18 protein-coding genes are annotated in these 16,989 nt (G+C 68.7%); 8 read left to right on the top strand and 10 right to left on the bottom strand.

All coding sequences use genetic code 11. From position 1 onward, the window contains the following. The first annotated feature begins 4 nt into the window (after window positions 1-4). The 3 genes from ASC46_RS15080 to ASC46_RS15070 all read left to right on the top strand — a co-directional run bounded on the left by ASC46_RS15080 (window position 5) and on the right by ASC46_RS15070 (window position 3,743). Window positions 5-1,738, top strand: a complete 1,734-nt coding sequence (locus ASC46_RS15080) for an IlvD/Edd family dehydratase (RefSeq protein WP_055460134.1) — start codon at window positions 5-7, stop codon at window positions 1,736-1,738. Window positions 1,739-1,755: 17 nt separating this feature from the next. Further along, window positions 1,756-2,766: an AraD1 family protein gene (gene araD1, locus ASC46_RS15075; RefSeq protein ID WP_055460133.1), complete on the top strand. Its 1,011-nt coding sequence runs from the start codon at window positions 1,756-1,758 to the stop codon at window positions 2,764-2,766. Window positions 2,767-2,930: 164 nt separating this feature from the next. Then, on the top strand, window positions 2,931-3,743 hold the full coding sequence (locus ASC46_RS15070; RefSeq protein WP_055460132.1) for a tetratricopeptide repeat protein: 813 nt from the start codon (window positions 2,931-2,933) through the stop codon (window positions 3,741-3,743). An 18-nt stretch (window positions 3,744-3,761) separates the two neighbouring features. On the opposite strand, the gene ASC46_RS15065 is transcribed toward ASC46_RS15070, so the two are convergent. The 3 genes from ASC46_RS15065 to ASC46_RS15055 form a co-directional block, all read right to left on the bottom strand. Beyond that, complete coding sequence (locus ASC46_RS15065) at window positions 3,762-4,163, bottom strand: hypothetical protein (protein ID WP_245280574.1); 402 nt, start codon at window positions 4,161-4,163, stop codon at window positions 3,762-3,764. A 15-nt stretch (window positions 4,164-4,178) separates the two neighbouring features. Further along, window positions 4,179-5,513: a type II and III secretion system protein family protein gene (locus tag ASC46_RS15060; RefSeq protein WP_055460131.1), complete on the bottom strand. Its 1,335-nt coding sequence runs from the start codon at window positions 5,511-5,513 to the stop codon at window positions 4,179-4,181. Between the two features lie 334 nt (window positions 5,514-5,847). Beyond that, complete coding sequence (locus ASC46_RS15055) at window positions 5,848-6,885, bottom strand: EscU/YscU/HrcU family type III secretion system export apparatus switch protein (protein WP_055460130.1); 1,038 nt, start codon at window positions 6,883-6,885, stop codon at window positions 5,848-5,850. 279 nt (window positions 6,886-7,164) lie between these two features. On the opposite strand from ASC46_RS15055, the gene ASC46_RS15050 reads away from it, so the two are divergent. From ASC46_RS15050 to sctV, 5 genes are all read left to right on the top strand, one after another. Further along, window positions 7,165-7,383 carry a hypothetical protein gene (locus ASC46_RS15050; RefSeq protein WP_019403585.1) on the top strand — a complete coding sequence of 73 codons (219 nt, stop codon included), beginning with the start codon at window positions 7,165-7,167 and terminating at the stop codon, window positions 7,381-7,383. A gap of 111 nt (window positions 7,384-7,494) precedes the next feature. Continuing rightward, a complete protein-coding gene (locus ASC46_RS15045) occupies window positions 7,495-8,490 on the top strand; it encodes a SctD/MshK family protein (protein ID WP_055460128.1) in 996 nt (331 codons plus the stop codon). Between the two features lie 36 nt (window positions 8,491-8,526). Next, complete coding sequence (locus ASC46_RS21730; RefSeq protein ID WP_055460127.1) at window positions 8,527-8,961, top strand: hypothetical protein; 435 nt, start codon at window positions 8,527-8,529, stop codon at window positions 8,959-8,961. Further along, entirely contained in the window at window positions 8,958-9,293 is a 336-nt protein-coding gene (gene sctY / locus ASC46_RS21910) for a type III secretion apparatus assembly chaperone SctY (protein ID WP_072249518.1), read from the top strand. The genes ASC46_RS21730 and sctY overlap by 4 nt, the downstream gene beginning before the upstream one ends. Further along, the gene (gene sctV / locus ASC46_RS15030) at window positions 9,293-11,404 is read left to right on the top strand and encodes a type III secretion system export apparatus subunit SctV (RefSeq protein WP_055460125.1); all 2,112 of its coding nucleotides are present in this window, start codon (window positions 9,293-9,295) and stop codon (window positions 11,402-11,404) included. The genes sctY and sctV overlap by 1 nt, the downstream gene beginning before the upstream one ends. Window positions 11,405-11,425: 21 nt before the next feature. Here sctV and sctT read toward each other — a convergent pair whose 3' ends face one another. The 7 genes from sctT to ASC46_RS14995 form a co-directional block, all read right to left on the bottom strand. Beyond that, window positions 11,426-12,238, bottom strand: coding sequence for a type III secretion system export apparatus subunit SctT (sctT, locus tag ASC46_RS15025; protein ID WP_055460124.1), 813 nt, complete (start codon window positions 12,236-12,238; stop codon window positions 11,426-11,428). A gap of 216 nt (window positions 12,239-12,454) precedes the next feature. Continuing rightward, window positions 12,455-12,724, bottom strand: a complete 270-nt coding sequence (locus ASC46_RS15020) for an EscS/YscS/HrcS family type III secretion system export apparatus protein (protein WP_071924311.1) — start codon at window positions 12,722-12,724, stop codon at window positions 12,455-12,457. A gap of 55 nt (window positions 12,725-12,779) precedes the next feature. Then, window positions 12,780-13,433: a type III secretion system export apparatus subunit SctR gene (gene sctR / locus ASC46_RS15015; RefSeq protein ID WP_055460123.1), complete on the bottom strand. Its 654-nt coding sequence runs from the start codon at window positions 13,431-13,433 to the stop codon at window positions 12,780-12,782. Next, window positions 13,426-14,553, bottom strand: a complete 1,128-nt coding sequence (gene sctQ, locus ASC46_RS15010) for a type III secretion system cytoplasmic ring protein SctQ (RefSeq protein WP_055460122.1) — start codon at window positions 14,551-14,553, stop codon at window positions 13,426-13,428. The genes sctR and sctQ overlap by 8 nt, the downstream gene beginning before the upstream one ends. Further along, a complete protein-coding gene (locus tag ASC46_RS15005; RefSeq protein ID WP_055460121.1) occupies window positions 14,528-15,034 on the bottom strand; it encodes a hypothetical protein in 507 nt (168 codons plus the stop codon). The genes sctQ and ASC46_RS15005 overlap by 26 nt, the downstream gene beginning before the upstream one ends. Then, complete coding sequence (locus tag ASC46_RS15000) at window positions 15,031-16,380, bottom strand: FliI/YscN family ATPase (protein WP_055460120.1); 1,350 nt, start codon at window positions 16,378-16,380, stop codon at window positions 15,031-15,033. Before ASC46_RS15000 ends, ASC46_RS15005 begins: the two co-directional genes overlap by 4 nt. After that, window positions 16,380-16,979 carry a FliH/SctL family protein gene (locus tag ASC46_RS14995; RefSeq protein ID WP_157672344.1) on the bottom strand — a complete coding sequence of 200 codons (600 nt, stop codon included), beginning with the start codon at window positions 16,977-16,979 and terminating at the stop codon, window positions 16,380-16,382. Before ASC46_RS14995 ends, ASC46_RS15000 begins: the two co-directional genes overlap by 1 nt. Window positions 16,980-16,989: the final 10 nt, after the last annotated feature.

Raw genomic sequence — 16,989 nt, 5'->3', positions numbered from 1 at the left:
CCCCATGAGCAACGGCACAAAGAAGAAGCTCCGCAGCCAGGAGTGGTTCGGCAAGCAGGACAAGCACGGCTTCCTCTACCGCTCGTGGATGAAGAACCGCGGCTTCCCGCAGGACCAGTTCGACGGTCGCCCGGTCATCGGCATCTGCAACACCTGGTCCGAGCTCACCCCCTGCAACTCGCACTTCAAGACCATCGCCGAGCACGTGCGCTGGGGCATTCTGGAGGCCGGCGGCTTCCCGCTCGAATTCCCGGTGATGTCGCTGGGCGAGACGCTGCTACGCCCCACCGCCATGCTCTACCGCAACCTCGCCTCGATGGACGTGGAGGAATCGATCCGCGCCAACCCGCTCGACGGCGTCGTGCTGCTCATGGGCTGCGACAAGACCACGCCCGCGCTCCTCATGGGCGCGGCGAGCGTCGACCTGCCCACCATCGGCATCTCCGGCGGCCCCATGCTGCGTGGCATCTACCGCGGCAAGCACATCGGCTCGGGCACCAACACCTGGTCGATGAGCGAGGACGTGCGCGCCGGCAAGATGACGCTCGAGGAGTTCCACGAGGCCGAGGCCTGCATGCACCGCTCGCACGGTCACTGCATGACCATGGGCACGGCCTCGACCATGGCCTGCATGGTGGAGGCGCTCGGCGTCGGCATGCCGGGCAACGCCGCCATCCCCGCCGTCGACGCGCGCCGCAATCACCTCGCGCGCGAGGCCGGCCGGCGCATCGTCGAGATGGTCAACCAGGATGTGGTCCTGTCGAAGATCCTGACGCGCGAAGCGTTCGAGAATGCCATCCGCGCCAATGCCGGCATCGGCGGCTCGACCAATGCCGTCATCCATCTCATCGCCATGGCGCGCCGCATCGGCGTCGAGCTCGACCTCGACGACTGGGATGAGCTCGGCCGCGACGTGCACTGCCTTGTCGACCTGATGCCGTCGGGCCGCTTCCTGATGGAGGACTTCTACGAGGCCGGCGGCCTGCCGGCGGTGCTGCGCGAGCTCGGCGAGCGCGGCCTCCTCAACAAGGATGCGCTCACCGTCAACGGCCGCACCATCTGGGAGAACAACGAGAACGCGCCGTGCTGGAACCGCGAGGTGATCCACAGCTTCGATGCGCCGTTCAAGCCGGACGCGGGCATCGCCGTGCTGCGCGGCAACCTCGCCCCCGATGGCGCCATCATCAAGCCTTCGGCGGCCTCGCCGCATCTCATGAAGCACACCGGCCGGGCCGTCGTCTTCGAAGACATCGAGGACTTCCACGCCCGCATCGACGACGAGAACCTCGACATCGACGAGACCTGTGTCATGGTGCTCAAGAATTGCGGGCCCAAGGGCTATCCCGGCATGGCCGAGGTCGGCAACATGCCGCTGCCGCCCAAAATCCTCAAGAAGGGCATCACCGACATGATCCGCATCTCCGACGCGCGCATGTCGGGCACGGCCTATGGCACGGTGGTGCTGCACACGGCGCCCGAGGCCGCCGCCGGCGGGCCCCTCGCCCTTGTTCGCAGCGGCGACATGATCACGCTCGACGTCGCCGCGCGCAGCCTCACCCTGCACGTCTCCGACGAGGAGCTCGCCAGCCGCCGCGCCGCCTGGCAGCCGCCGGCGCCGCACACCGACCGCGGCTACGTCAAGCTCTATGTCGACCACGTGCTGCAGGCCAACGACGGTGCCGACCTCGACTTCCTCGTCGGCAAGAGCGGCTCGGCCGTGCCGCGCGACAACCACTGATGACGGGAGGAATGCCGATGTCCCTTCGCCTCGTTCAGTTCTTCGATGAAGCCGGCATGCGGCGCGTCGGCGTGCCGTCCGACGACGGCCGCCGCCTTGCCGTGCTCAACGATACGCAGAGCATCTATGCGCTGGCGCTCGACGCGGTGGCGGCGAACACGCCACTCGTCGACCTCGTGCGCAGACGGCTCGGCGACAAGAGCGTCGACTACGACGCCGTCATCGCCGACCGCCGCCTGCTGCCGCCCATCGACCATCCGGACGAGACCCGCTGTCATGTCACCGGCACGGGCCTCACCCATCTCGGCAGCGCCGACACGCGCGACAAGATGCACAAGGCGACGGTCGAGGCCGACGAGGCGGCACTGACGGATTCCATGAAGATGTTCCGTTGGGGGATGGAGGGCGGGCGCCCGGCCGCGGGCAGCGTCGGTGTACAGCCCGAATGGTTCTATAAGGGCAACGGCCGCTTCATCGTACCCCCGGGTGCCCCGCTCGTCTCTCCGGCTTTCGCCGAGGACGCAGGCGAGGAGCCGGAGCTCGCCGGCCTCTACGTCATCGCCCCGGACGGCACGCCCGTGCGCGTTGGCTTCGCGCTCGGCAACGAGTTCTCCGACCACGTCACGGAGCGCAAGAACTACCTCTTCCTCGCCCATTCCAAGCTGCGCCAGAGCAGCTTCGGCCCCGAGGTGCTCATCGGCCCGCCGCCCGTCGACATCCGCGGCACGAGCCGCATCCGCCGCGACGGCGCGGTGCTGTGGGAGAAGCCCTTCGTCACGGGCGAGGCCAACATGTCGCACAGCTTCGCCAACCTCGAGCATCACCACTTCAAGTATGCCGAGCACCGTGTCCCCGGCGACGTGCACGTTCACTACTTCGGTACGGCGACCCTGAGCTTCGCCGACGGCGTGCGCACGCAGGAGGGCGACATCTTCGAGATCGAGGCTGAAGGCTTCGGCCGCCCGCTGCGCAACCCGCTCGTGGTCGCCCGTGAGCCGAAGGGCCTCGTTGCCGTCCGCGAGGCCTGAGAGCGCGTTTGCCGATCGGACCCCGTCCGCACCACGTGCACAGGCTGCCTTCAAGTCGACTGCTCCGCCCGCGCCTGCCGGCGGGGCAGTCCGCTAGCAATCGACACGACGTCTGATGTGCGGCGCTGCCACGCGCCGCCTGTGTCGATTGTGGGAGGGGCTGCATGGTTCACGGGCCTGGATCACCGGCGACGGCCGCATTCCTCGCGATCTGGCTTGGCGGCTGCATGACGGCCGGCCCCGGCACGCAGGCGGCCGCGACCATCGCGGCTGAGACATCGCAGGCCGGACGCCTCATCTTCCTCGCCGAGGATATCGCCCGACGTGGCGAGACGCAGACCGCGCTCGCGCTCTACGATCGCGCAGGCGAGATCGCCGGCGACGATGCCGCGCTCCACACCCGCCTCGGCGACGCCTATTTGGGGCTTGGCGAGAACGAACGTGCCGAGCGCGCCTATTCCACCGCCCTCAGGCTGAAGCCGGCGGATGCCGCGGTCCTGCTCGGCCTCGGCTCGGCCAAGTTGCGCAAGGGTGAGACGGCGCAGGCCCTGGCGCTCATCGCCAAGGCGGCGCCCCAGGTCGGCAGCGCCGCCGCCTACAACCGCCTCGGCGTCGCCCACACGCTCGCCGGCGGTTTCGCCGAGGCCGAGGCGGCCTATCGCAAGGCCCTCGCGCTCGATGGCCAGGACCTCGATATCAAGACCAATCTCGCCCTCGTCGCCGCCCTCGCCCGCCGGGACGTCGAAGCACAGGCGCTCATCGCCGAGGTCGTCGCCCAGCCGACGGCGGAGGAGCGGCACATCCGCGCCCGGGTGCTCGTGCTCGGCCTGACCGGCAAGGCCGCCGAGGCCCGGAAGACGGCCCATGGCGACCTCGGCCAGGGCGACGTCGACAAGCTGCTGTCCCAGGCGAGGACAATCGCGACCTCGGGCGATGCCAGGGCCAAGGGCGCGGCCCTCGGCACCGTGATGATCTGAGACGTGAGGGACGGTCCGTCACTTGTCGGCCGACACGCTCTTGCCGGGGTCGCGCTCACCGCCCGTCAAGTATTGCTGTGCTGCGCGGAAGGTCGGCAGGCCGGGCGCGCGGCCCATGCGGCGGCCGTAGACGAGATCGCGCTGGCGTTCCGACATGCGCATCAGGTTGTAGGCATTGGCGCAGCCCGGCGGCAGGAAGGGCCCTAGGTCGCTTGTCGCCGTCGGGTCCGGAATCATGCACGCCTCCGGGACGAGGCCGCTGACCGGCACGGTCACTGCGGAGCGCCCGGCGCGTCCGACCGCATTGCCGTAATGCGGCGAATAGTCGGGCGGCGTCCGCGCGCAGCCGGAAACCGCCAGGATTGCGGCAAGGCCGCCTGCCAACGCGGCGGCAGCGCGGTGTCGCGCAATCATCGTCATGGTCCCTTCTCCGCGTTACTTGAAGATGAGGCCGGAGGATGGCCCCTTGACCACCCGCGCAGCGGCCTGCTGGCCAAGCGCCCGTCGTGGCCTGTCGAGTGGCGTCGCCAGGCGCTTGTCGCCCACCGGGGACACGATGTAGGGCGTGATGAGGATGACGAGTTCGCTCTCGTCCCGGCGAAAGCTTTGCGAGCGGAAGAGCGCCCCTAGCACCGGCAGATCGCCGATCATCGGGATCTTCTCCAGCGACTGGGCGAGGTTGCGCTGGAAGAGGCCGGCGATGGCGAAGGTCTGGCCGCTCGCCACCTCCACCGTCGTTTCCGCCCGGCGCACGGAAAGGGCGGGAATCTCGAGCCCGCGCAACTGGACGGCACCGGCCGCGGACAGCGTGCTGACCTCCGGCCGCACGCGCAGCGCGATGCGGTCCTCCTGCAGAAGGATCGGCGTGAAGGCCAGGGAAACGCCGAACGGCTTGTAGCTGATGGAGAGCGCCTGGTTCTGGCCCGGCACCGGGATGGGAATCTCCCCGCCTGCGAGGAAGGTCGCCTCCTGCCCCGTCACGGCCGTCAGGTTGGGCTCGGCCAGCACGGTCATGATGCCGTTGCGCTGCAGGGCCTGCACCAGCACGTCGACATTGACGGAACCGAAGCCGCCGCTCCCCTTGTTGACCGTGCCGAGCGAGAAGAAGCCGGCGCGGAAGGCGAGGTTCCAGTCGATGCCGAGCACCGTGAGATCGCTGCGCGAGATCTCGGCGAAGCGGACGCGGATGTTGACCTGCTGGGATCCGGCGACGGTCGTCCTGTTGTATGGCGTCTGCCCGTCCGGTGAATAGGCGTTGGCCACCTCGCCGACATCGATCGCCTCGGCCACGGAGGCCGTGTCGCCGCGCGCTACGAGGCGCTTGCCGAACAGCGAGACGTCGACATTCGACTGCGGCTGAAGCCCGCCGACGGCTTCGTTCGGCGGGGTGCTGTCGACAACGACGCGCAGCCTCACCTCGGCCTGCAGCTCGTTGTTGGCCGACAGGGCGATGAGATTGGTGACACCCGGTTTCTTGCCGAAGACGTAGACCGCATTGGGCGTGACGACCTTGAGGTCGGCGATGTCCGGATCGGCCACGAAGACCGAAGCGGCCGGCCTGTCAAGTTGCAGCATCCGTCCCTGGCTGACGGAGAGGTCGAGAGTTCGCGACGGGGCGGCCTGCAGCCCCCGTGCACCGATCGCGATCGCGAGAAAGACGCCGGAAACGATGACGAGGCGCAGCACCACGTATGTCATCGTCTGCCGGTCTATGCGCGCCGGGCCGACGCAAAGCCGGTCCTTGCGCTGCCACCTTCTGTTCAGAAACATGGCGATCCCCTGCTGAAGTCGCAGCCGAAGGGCTGCTGCCAGCCCGATTGTGCCAGCCGGGCATGCATCACCGATCGGCGGCGGACCCGCTCGGCGTTCGCCCCGGTGTGCCTGTTACCTGCTGACAGGAAGCGGGAGCATCGGACCCGGCCGGCATGCGCCGGTCGGCGGCTGAGCCCTCGCGCCGGGACTGGCCCGACAACCGTGCGCAATTGGCATACAGATGCGGGCGCGGGTCATGGCGGCACCCGGCGGGCAGCTTGCAGATGCTGTCACCGCGCCGGTCGTCCACAATAAACCCAGTCATCCACAGGCGGGGCCGCGGAATCGCCGGTCATAGCGCGCCGGCGCGGACGAGCATCATGGCGACGGGGCGGAAGAGGTTTTCCCGCAGCGGCTCGCCGAGGCCATGGGTGGCGAGGCCCGCGACGACATCGGCTTCGGCATCGGCCTCGATGCGCAGGCCGCGCTGCTGCGCCTCCTCGAGGGCCTGGGCGACCCGCGCGCCCTGGGCCTTGAAGACGACGGACGGGATCCCCTCCTCCGGCGTGTATCTGAGGCCGATGAGATGCTTGCCGTCGGTGACCACCAGCGACGTGGCGGCGAGGCCGAGCCGCACCGGCATGCGCGCCTGCTCCTGCCGCAGACGCCGCCGCTCGGCCTGCATGTGCGGATCGCCCTCCTGGTTCTTGCGCTCCTGCTTCATCTCCGTCTTGGTCATCCGCATCTCGTGCAGGAAAAGGCGGCGCTGCAGGAGGATGTCGGCGATGCCGACGGCGGCGAACACACCCACCGCGACATAGGCCGTCGCCTTCAGCATCGCGACGAGCATCGGGCCGAAACAGGCAAGGCCGCAGGCCGGTATCTCCATCAGCGGCGAGAGCCACAGCCGGACGACGGAGACGAAGGCGGCCGCAAGCACAATCACCTTGACGAGGCTCTTGCCGATCTCGATCCATGCCCGCATTCCGAAGATGCGCTTCAGCGCACTGGCGGGACTGAAGGTCTCGGGCTTCGGCTTGATCGCTTCCATGGCAAAGAGCGGCCCGCCCGTCGCGGCCATGCCCGCCGCCAGGGCCAGAATGAGGGAGACTGCCAGCACCGGCAGCACCAGCGCGATCCAGGCGGCTCCTGCCTCGATAAGCGCCGGCAAGAGGTCGGTCGGCGCGGTCGTGGCCCGTACCATGGCATCCGTCAGCGCCAGCAGCCGCTCGCCCCAGCCGTGCCAGAGCCAACCCACGAGCAGCACGATTCCCGCCACGATGGCAGCCGATACGATATCGCCGGCCTTTGCCACCTGGCCCTTCTTGCGTGCATCCTGAAGCTTCTTGTCGGAGGCGGGGAGTTCCTTTTCTTCGGAAGAATCGGCCATTGCGTGGCACCCTTGTTTCACAAGCCGTCGCTTGACGGCAAAGCCCGGCGATGCGCGACGTGGCACCGCAGGGGCGAGCCCGCCGGCCGCGCCGATCGATCAATACACCGTTCCGAATTCATTATTCACGAATACAGTCAATGTATTTATTGATATGAACACATCCGATGTTATGCTATACACGCTCGGCTGAGCGCATTGAATGATATATAGCTCTCACTCAACGCCGAGACGTAATCTGTTCACGACGATATATATTACAATTGAAAGGATTTACTGATGACCATAAGCGCCCCTCCTATGACAACCCAGAGCGCGTCGTCGAGTGCTTCGGAACTGGAGCAGTTCAGCACGCAGATGCGGCAGCTCCAGAAGGACCAGATGGCCTTCCAGCTCAAGGAAGCGCAGCGCACGATGATCGACAAGCAGATCCAGACAGTGATCGATAACAACAAGGACCGCGCGAACGCCGCCATCCAGGGCGCCCGCGTTCAGTAAGACCGGACGGCCTGCCTGTCTGCAGCACTTATACGGTGTCGACTTCATGCCGGCACCGCGCCATTGCGACACGCCCTTTTCATTCACGTCGACGGTCTCTCGAGAACGGCCATGCAGCTTCGAACCGCCACATCCAGCGGCCGGGCGAATGTCATCGGCGCCGGGCGGGCCGTCGCCACCCGCCTCGCGGCGGACGCCGGCAACCCGCAGGAGATGGCCGACCAGCCTCCGGCCGGCCCCGCCGTGGCCGTCGTGAACGGCTGCCATGCCGGCGCCTCGTTCCAGCTTCTGGACAAGGTCTACCGCATCGGCTCCACGGCGGAGGCGGACATCGTCCTTGCCGACCCGGGCATTGTGCCGGACCATGCCACCATCCGCATCGGCCGCGGCTCGATGAAGGTCGAGGCCCGCGGCGGCGACATCGATATCGCCGGCCATGGCCTCCTGCCCGGCGGCTACGGTCGCGTCGTCCGCCTGCCCGCCGAGATCAGTCTCGGCGGCGCGACGCTGCGCATCACCGACAGCCGCATGCCACCTCTTTCGCATGCCGTGCAGTTCGCCCGCCGCGCCGCCAGCAACCCGCTCCATCTGGCGGGCATGGTCCTCGCCCTGGTCCTCGCAGCCGCCCTGCCGCCCGTTTTGATGGACAGGGGCCGCAGCCCCGGCGGCGAGCCCGCGGGACGGACTGACGGCGTCGCGCCGCCGATGCGCTCGACGCCGGCGGAGGCCGCGGAGCAGCTGAGGTCCCGCCTCGCCGCCGCCGATCTCGCCGGTCTGCAGGTCGCGGTCGACGGTAACCGCGTCGTCGTCGCCGGCATGGTGCCGGAGAAGAAGATGCCGGCCTGGACCGAGACGCGGAGCTGGTTCGACGCCACCTATGCTCCGAATCCGCTCCTGGTGTCCCAGGTGACGACGTCGGATTCCTTCCCCATTCAGGGCCTGCGCCTGCGTGCGGTCTGGTTCGGCGACACGCCCTATGTTGTGACGGGCGACGGGCGCAAGCACCACGAGGGCGCTGTCGTCGAAGGCGGCTGGCGCATCGAGCGCATCGATCGCGAGGCGATCACCTTCGCTCGGGAGGGCAATGTCGTGAGGCTCACCTACTGAAGCGTCGTGCCCGTCGGAGCGGAGGAAGGAACGACGATGACCACGAGCAACATCGACCAGGTGCGGCACACCGTCCAGCCCGTTGCGAGGCCGGCGCCCGCGCCGCCGGCGAACCGCGACGTTGCATCCTCCCCTGGCCGCGACGCACGGTCCCAGGTGAAGGGCGAGGTCCGATCACATCCCCTCGCCCCGGTCAGCCGTCGCCAATCCTCGACGCGAAGCAGGGCTGGCGTCAGCACGCCGCTGCCGAACACCGCCGAGGGGCTGGTCGAAAGCTATGTGCGCCCGCCGCCGGAGGACATGTCCCTGGTCGCCGGGCCGGCCTGCCTCGGGCTGCTCGATGCCATCGTGGCGGAGATCGTGCCCGTCCTCGAGGACATCCCCGGCGACGCCGCCGCCATCCTCGCGGCCGAGCGCGACCAGCGGCGCGATCTTCTCACCCGTCTCTACGCCATAGGGGGCGCCGTCTGAACGAGAAGCGGCATGAAGCGGCGCGCCTCCTGCGCGCCCTCGGACATTTCTACAGCCGCTACGGCCAGCATGACCGAGCGCTAGAGCTGCTAAGGCTCGCCGAGCATCTCCTGCCCGACAACGTGGGCGTGCAGCGCAGCCTCGCACAGGCACTGCTCCTCGCCGGCCGGCCCGAAGGCGCGCTAGCGGCAATCGAGCGTCTCAAGCATCTGGAGCCGGCCGTGCCGCCGGCCCTCAGGCTCCTCGAAAGCCGGGCGCTCTGGATGCTCGGGCAAGCGGGCCGAGCGCGCCGCGCCTTCATGGATTACGTCGAGCAACGCGGACCGCCCTGATGCCGGCAAGCTTCCTCAAGAAGATCCTCCTGGCCGCTTCCCAGCGGGGCGACATCGCCTTCGCGTTGCTCGTGGTGGTCGCGGTGATGATGATGATCATCCCGCTACCCACGGCGCTCGTCGATGTGCTCATCGCCTGCAACATCGCCGCGAGCACGCTCATCCTGCTCGTCGCCTTCTACATCAAACGGGCGACCGACCTGTCCTCGCTGCCGACCATCGTGCTGATGGCGGTGCTGTTCCGCATCGCGCTCGCCATCACGACCACCCGGCTCATCCTGCTGCAGGGCGACGCCGGCGAGACGGTGGAGGCCTTCGGCACCTTCGTCATCGGCGGCAATGTGGCTGTCGGCCTCATCGTCTTCCTCATCATCACCGTGGCCCAGTTCGTCGTCATCACTAAGGGCGCCGAGCGTGTCGCCGAGGTCGGCGCGCGCTTCACCCTCGACGCCATGCCCGGCAAGCAGATGAACATCGACAACGACCTGCGCAGCGGCGCCATCGACCAGCCGGAGGCACAGCGGCGGCGCAGCCTGCTGGAGCGCGAGAGCCAGTTCTACGGCGCCATGGACGGATCGATGAAATTCGTCAAGGGCGATGCCATCGCCGGCCTCGTGGTCATCATCATCAACCTGCTCGGCGGCCTGACCATCGGCGTCCTCCAGCGCGGCATGAGCCTCGGCGAGGCGGCGCTGCGGTACTCGCTGCTGACTGTCGGCGACGGCCTCATCGCGCAGATCCCCGCCCTTCTCGTGTCGATGGCCGCCGGCACGGTGGTTACGCGCGTCAGCGGCGACGGGGATCAGGATGTCGGCTCGGCCATCTTCGGCCAGCTCTCGCGCGACCCGCGCGCCTTCGGGCTCGTTGCCGCGGTGCTCGCCGCCCTTGCCCTTCTCCCCGGATTCCCGACTCTTGTCTTCCTCGTGTTGGCCGCCGCTTTCGCCGGGGGCACATGGCTCATGCTGCGTGGCACCGCGCACACGGCCGCGGCCGCCGATGGCCTCAAGGCGACCACCAGAGCGCTCGAGCCGCGCCTCGTCCTGCGGCTCGGGCCGGATCTTGCCGCCGCGATCCCGCCGGCTCCCCTTACGATCGAGATCGACCGCATCCGCGCGACGCTCTTGACACGGATCGGGCTGCGCGTGCCGAACCTCGTCGTGCGCTTCGACGCCGCCCTGCCGGTCGATGCCTTCAGTCTCGACCTCGACGGCACGCCGGAGGAAAGAGGGACCCTGCCGGCGGGGCACCTCGCCGTCACGGCCGGCGCGATGGACCTCGACCTCGCCGGCCTGCCCTTCGAGGAGGAGGGCGCGACGCAGCATCATGCCGAGACCCTTTGGGTGCCCGAGGCGCATCGGGCGGCCCTGGAGGCCGCCGGCTTCACGGCCCGCGAGCGCGGAGAGGTTCTCCTGCACCGGGTGGAGGAGACGCTCCGAAACACCGCCATGCACTTCCTCGGGCTGCAGGAGACGCGCAACCTCCTGGCGCAGATCGAGGGCGAGTACGGCGAGCTCGTTGGCGAGGTGCAGAAGCTCATTCCACTACAAACGCTGGCCGAGCTGCTGCGCGGCCTCGTCGCCGAGCAGGTGCCGATCCGCAACCTACGCCTCATCCTCGAGGCCATCGTGGAATGGGCGCAGTATCACCGCGAGATCATCACGCTCGAGGGCTTCGTGCGCAGCACGCTGCGGCGTCAGATCTGCTTCCGCTGGGCGGACGAGAACCGCGTCATCGCCGCCTATGTGCTGGAGCGCGAGATCGAGGAGCTCGTGCGAGTGGTGCTGCAGCAGAGCTTCGGCAGCACCGGCGCGCGCGATTCGCTTGCGCTCCTCGCCGCGCGGATCCGCGAACACCTGCACAATCCCGTGCCCGCCCCCACGCCGGTCGTCCTCGCCCAGCGCGACATTCGCCTCGGTTTGCGCCAGATACTGTTGCAGGAAGGCTTGCGGCTGCCGGTGCTCGCCTATGACGAGATCGCGCCCGATTATTTCGTCCAGACGGTCGCCACCGTCACCGTCACGCCCGACGGTCTCCTCGTCCTGCAGGCCGCCGCGCAGGAAGCGGCACGGGAGTCACCACAGGAGGCCGGGATCGAGGCCGCCGGTGCCTGAGGAACCGGATCGGCCAGACCATCACCGCCGTGGCGCCAGTTCGCCGAGCATCTGGGCGCTGTTGAGACCATAGGCGAGGCCGTCGCGCATGTAGGTGACGAGGAAGGCACAGTACATCGCCATCAGCAGCATGAAGACGAGGTTCTTCAGCGCCAGCGAGAGGCTGAAGGCATTGAGCTGCGGCGCGGCCCGGGCCACGAAGGCCAGCACCACGTCGGCAAGCAGCATCGCGGCGATGATCGGCGCCGCCATCAGCATGCCGAGGAAGGTGACGTCGTTGAGCAGCCGCAGCACGACGTCGGCGTGAGAGAGCTCGAACTGCGGCCAGAGCCGGTCCAGCGGCCACAGCAAATAGCTGTGGTACACGGCGGCGACCATCGCGTCCACGCCGTTGGCACTGAAGAACATCGCGAGCATCGCAAGCGTCAGGAATGTGCCCGTGACGCCCGCATCCGTTCCAGAACTCGGATCGACGAGCGTGGCCGATGTCGCGCCGCGCTGCAGGTCCATGATGTCGCCGGCGGCCTGGGCGGCCCAGAACGGAATGCCGAAGATGAAGCCGATGAGGAAGCCGACCATCGCCTCCTTCAGGGCGAGCCCCACGCCGACGAACAACGTCGGAAGGCCGGTTTCGAACATCGACGACGGCGCCAGCGTGACCATGGGCGCGGCGAAGGCGATGGCGGCGGCGCCACGCATCGTGTTGGTCAGGCCGAGCCGTTCGAACGCCGGCGCGATCGCCATGGCGCCCAAAAGACGCGCCGAGACGAGGGCGAGCGTCAGAACTTGGGCGTGGATGGCGTGGATCGCCTGTGACAGGAGTTCGAGGGTCAAGGCATCCCCCTGCGGCTCGACCCAGGCGAAACGGACAGGGCGCTTGCCTCTTGGGAATCGGGCACTGTCTTCGCCGAACCGGCATCCGCTTCGACGGACGATGCTCTGAAGCCGGATCCGATCAGGTTGCTCCGACCTGATCGGATCCCGTTCCAAACTTCAGGACAGAAATCGTTCTGCAGACCGGATCGCGATGCAATCCGGTCCGAACCGGCTCTAAGGTACCACGAAGGGAAACTCGTCGAGGATCCTGTTCGTCTGCGCGAGCAGCACAGCCGAGAGCGCCGGCCCGAGGATGATGACGAGCACCACGACGACCACCAGCTTCACGGCCTGCGGCAGCGTCTGATCCTGGATCTGCGTGACGGCTTGCAGAAAGCCGACGACGACGCCGAGGACGACGGCCGCCGCCAGCGGTGGCCCTGAGAGGATCAGCATGGTCACGAGCGTATCGACCATCTTGGTGGCGAGATAGTCTTGGCCCACGGGCACCTCCGGGCAAGGCGGCACGCAGCGACATGGCGGCAGCGGCCTCCTTCTTTCAGGCGTAGCTCAGGATGAGGCCGTGCATCAGCCGCGACCATCCGTCGACCGCAACGAACAGGAAGAGTTTCAGCGGCACCGAGATCAGCATGGGCGAGACCATCATCATCCCCATCGCCATCAGGATGTTCGAGACCACGAGATCGATGACGAGAAAGGGCAGGTAGAGCAGGAAGCCGATCTGAAAGGCACGCGTCAGCTCCGAGCTGATGTAGGCCGGGAGCAGGATGACGAAATCGTTCTCACTGAGGCCCGCCTGGGCCTGCTGCGGCCAGATGCGCTGCGTCGCCGACAGGAAGAACTGCCGCTCGCGCGGCGTCGCAAAACGCGCAAGGTGGTCCCGGAGAGGGCCGGCGACCTCCTGGCCGACGGTCATGAGCCCCTGGACGGAGCGGACATCGATATCCTGCTCGCTCAGCTTCTGGTGGATCGCGGCAAGGAGCGGCGCCGACACGTAGACCGTGAGGACAATCGCAACTGCATAGAGCACCACGTTGGGCGGCGTCTGCTGCACGCCCAGCGCGTTGCGCACGATCATCAGCACGATCGCTATCTTCAGGAAGCCTGTGGTCAGCACGGCGAAGAAGGGCAGTAGGCCGAGGGCGACCGAGACGACGGCAATACCGAGGAGGTTGACCTCGCCGCTACCCATGGCCGGCCAGCCTGACGATCCGAACGCCGATGCTTTCGCCGATCCGCACCATCACGCCGCGCCCGATACGCCGGCCGTTGCCGAGAATGTCGACCTCGCCGGCCACCGGCACAGCGAGTGGCAGAGTGACGCCGGGCGCCAGCCGCTGCACCTCGGCGAGCGGCAGATCGATCCGCCCGAGCTCGAAGACGAGGTGGACCGGGACCATGGCAAGCGCCGTATCCTCGGCATCGGCTCCGTGTCCCTCATTCTGCGCCGCTGTCGTCATGCACCACTCCAGCATCGATCCGGCCGCCGGCCGCGGGAAGTCCTCGAGACGGATGCCAGCCTCCCCCACCACGGCCGGCGCCGCGAGACAATCCGCGACCACCGCCACGGCCGCGTCGGCCCCGGCCACGCAATCGACAAGTACCGCATCGCCGACCCGCAGCGAGGCGACATCCGCCACCGGAAGCGTCGTGGCGCCGATGCGGACCGCGACGGAACACGGCAGTTCGTCGTGCCCGCCCGGCGGGGGCCCGTCGCCGAGCGCGGCGATGATCTCCTCGCCCGTCTCCGGCGGCAGCAGCAGCCGGGCGGGAACCTCCTCCCGTCCGTTCCGGATGATCCTGACATCGACCCAGGGACCCCGCGTCTCATCGGGGGCTTGCGATTGCAGCGAAACCAGCACGATCGCGGCCCCGAGCCGGTCCTCCAATGCGCGAAGCCCCGGCAGCGTGGCGAATTCGGCAAGCATGGCGAGGTGTTGCGGCGACAGGCGCGCCGGGTCGAACTGCTGTGGCAGCGCCGCCAGAACCTCCTCGGCGAAGGCTGCCGGTACCCAGGCCGCCGCCGGCCGGCCGGCGATCGTCAGATCAACGGTGACACCCGACACGACCGGCACCGGGCGGGGAGCGAACACGACGTGCGCCGGCACGCCGGCGAGGCTCACCTGCCAGGGCCTGCGCAGGCGATAGGCCACGTTCCACAGGTGCATGGCCTCGACGTCGAGCGCCGCCGGCACGAAAGGCAGGGGCGACGGCAGCGACGCCGCCTCCGCCGCAGCGGCGACCGGCCGCTTGCGCGGGGCGGCCCTCTTGCGCGGCGCCGGCGCTTCAGCTGCGGGGGAACGGCGTGCCATGGCTGCTCCCGGCCAGTGCGACCGCGCGATCCTCGGCCTCCGCCTCCACGAGCGCCTCGTCCCGCCGCAGCTGTTGCATCTTCCGCTCGTCGAGCAGCAGGTCGAGCTTGGCGAGCTTGCGCCGGCGCCGCTGCAGCTCCTGCCGCGCTGCGGCAAGCGTCGCCGCCTGCGCCTCCCGTTCCTCGCCCGCCGCGGCAGCGCCGGCCCGGCGACGCCGGGCCTCGGCGGCGACCCCATCGAGCACCGCCTGCTGGCGCGCAATGTCGGAAGCACCGGCGAGGCGCACGGCCATGCGGCCGAGCAACGTCTTCTCCTCCTGCCGGGCCGTCGCCGCGTGTTGTTCAACCGCCGCCTGCGCTGCGCGCACAGCGGCCTCGGCCTCCCGCAGCCCGCGTTCGGCGCGCATGATGCCTTCCTCCGCGCGCGTGAGGCCGCGCTGCCGCAGGCGTCGCAGCAGCATGAGCGTCCGCTCCTGCGTCATGGCACGAGCGTCCGCATGCGCTGCTGGACCTCGGCGAGGGTCGACCGCTCGGCCTGCCCCTGGCGCAGGAGGGCATTGATGGCATCGATGCGGTCGATGGCCTCGTCGGCCCGTGGATCGCTGCCGCGCTGGTATTCGCCCACCCGCACCAGCAGCTCGACCTCGGCGTAGCGCGCCATCAGGTCGCGCACGCGGCCGGCGAGGCGGGAATGCTCCGGCGTGACCACCGCATCCATCAGGCGGCTGCGGCTCTTCAGGACGTCGATGGCCGGGAAATGGTTGCGATGGGCGAGTTGCGCCGACAGAACGACGTGGCCGTCGAGGATGGAGCGCACCTCTTCCGCGATGGGGTCCTGTGTGCCGTCGCCTTCCATGAGAACCGTATAGAGGCCGGTGATGGCACCGCCCTGCCCCGGGCCGCTGCGCTCGAGCAGTTGCGGCAGCACCGCAAAGAGCGACGAGGGAAAGCCGCGGCGCGTCGGTGGCTCGCCCGCAGCGAGGCTGATCTCGCGCTGGGCTCGGGCGAAGCGCGTGACGCTGTCCATGAGCAGCAGCACGCTGCGACCCTGATCGCGGAAGTATTCGGCGATGGCCGTCGCCACATAGGCCGCCTTGACACGCTCGATGGCCGGTCGGTCCGAGGTGGCGACCACCGTCACCGACCGGCGCCGGCCCTCCTCGCCGAGCTCGCGCTCCAGGAATTCGCGCACCTCGCGGCCGCGCTCGCCGATGAGGCCGATGACGACCACGTCGGCTTCGGTGCCCTTGACGATCTGGGCGAGCAGCGTCGACTTGCCGACGCCCGGTTCGCCGAAGATGCCGATGCGCTGGCCCCGCGCGCAGGTCGCGAGCCCGTCGAGCGAGCGGATGCCGAGCTGCAGCGGTTCCTTGATGATGTCACGCGCCATCGGCGGCGGCGGCGGCGCCTGCAGGGGATAGGTGCCAACCATGCCGGGCGGCGGCCAGGCACCGCCGTCGAGCGGCTCGCCGAGCGCGCTGAGCACGCGGCCGAGCAGCCCCGGCCCCACGGGCACACGCAGTTCACTGCCAGTGGGGATGACCTCGGTCGCGCTGGAGAGGCCGGAAAGGTCGCCGAGCGGCGTCAGCACCGCCGCATCTTCCAGCAGGCCGACGACCTCGGCGAGAACCGCGACGCCGGAAACGGGGTCGCAAAGCCGGCAAACCTCCCCCAGCCGCACCTGTGCGACGCTGGCGTGGATGGTAACGCCGACGGCACGCAGGATGCGCCCCTTGACGACGCGCGGGCTGACGGTCTCCGCCTGCCGTCGCAGCTTCGGGAGAATGCCCGCGATACGCGCATCGATGTCGAGGGCGTCGCCGCTCATCACCCCCGCGCCTCCCGTCGCGGCAGGGCACGGGCCAGGGCCGAGAGCTGCGTCTGGAGATCCGCGTCAACGATGGCGAACTCGCTCGCGAGCCGGCAATCCGTGGGGCCCATCGTCGGATCGCCCGCAACCGCGATGGTGACCGCGAGGCCTTCCCGCTCCACGCGTGCGTTGACCTCGTCGCGCACCTTGGCGCAAGCGTCGGGATGCACCGTGATCTTGAGGTGTTTTGCCCGGCGGAAATTGGCCAGGGCCTCGCCGGCGAGCCGCGCCACGAGATCGGCGTTCTCGAAGGTGCCCAGCACCTGGCGCACGATACCCATGGCAAGATCGGCCACCTCGCTCTCGAGCGAGCCGAGATAGCGATCAACGGCCGTGACCGTCTGCGCCAGCTGCTCGGCCGCCGCGGCGTTCTTTTCCTTCACGCTGGCGAGGCCGTCCCGGACGCCCTTCTCGTGACCTTCGGTGTATCCCCGGCTCATTTCCGACGACGCGAGATCCTCCGCCTTGCGGAGGGTCATCGCCGCCTTCTGCCAGATGTCCACCTCCGGGCCACGCACGATCCGGCCGCCGCCACCCAGGGTCGATAAGCGATCCATGCTGCTCATG

The organism is Chelatococcus sambhunathii (assembly GCF_001418005.1).
In the GTDB taxonomy this organism is placed as follows: Bacteria; Pseudomonadota; Alphaproteobacteria; order Rhizobiales; family Beijerinckiaceae; genus Chelatococcus_A; species Chelatococcus_A sambhunathii.
This window is presented reverse-complemented; position numbering and strand designations above follow the sequence as displayed.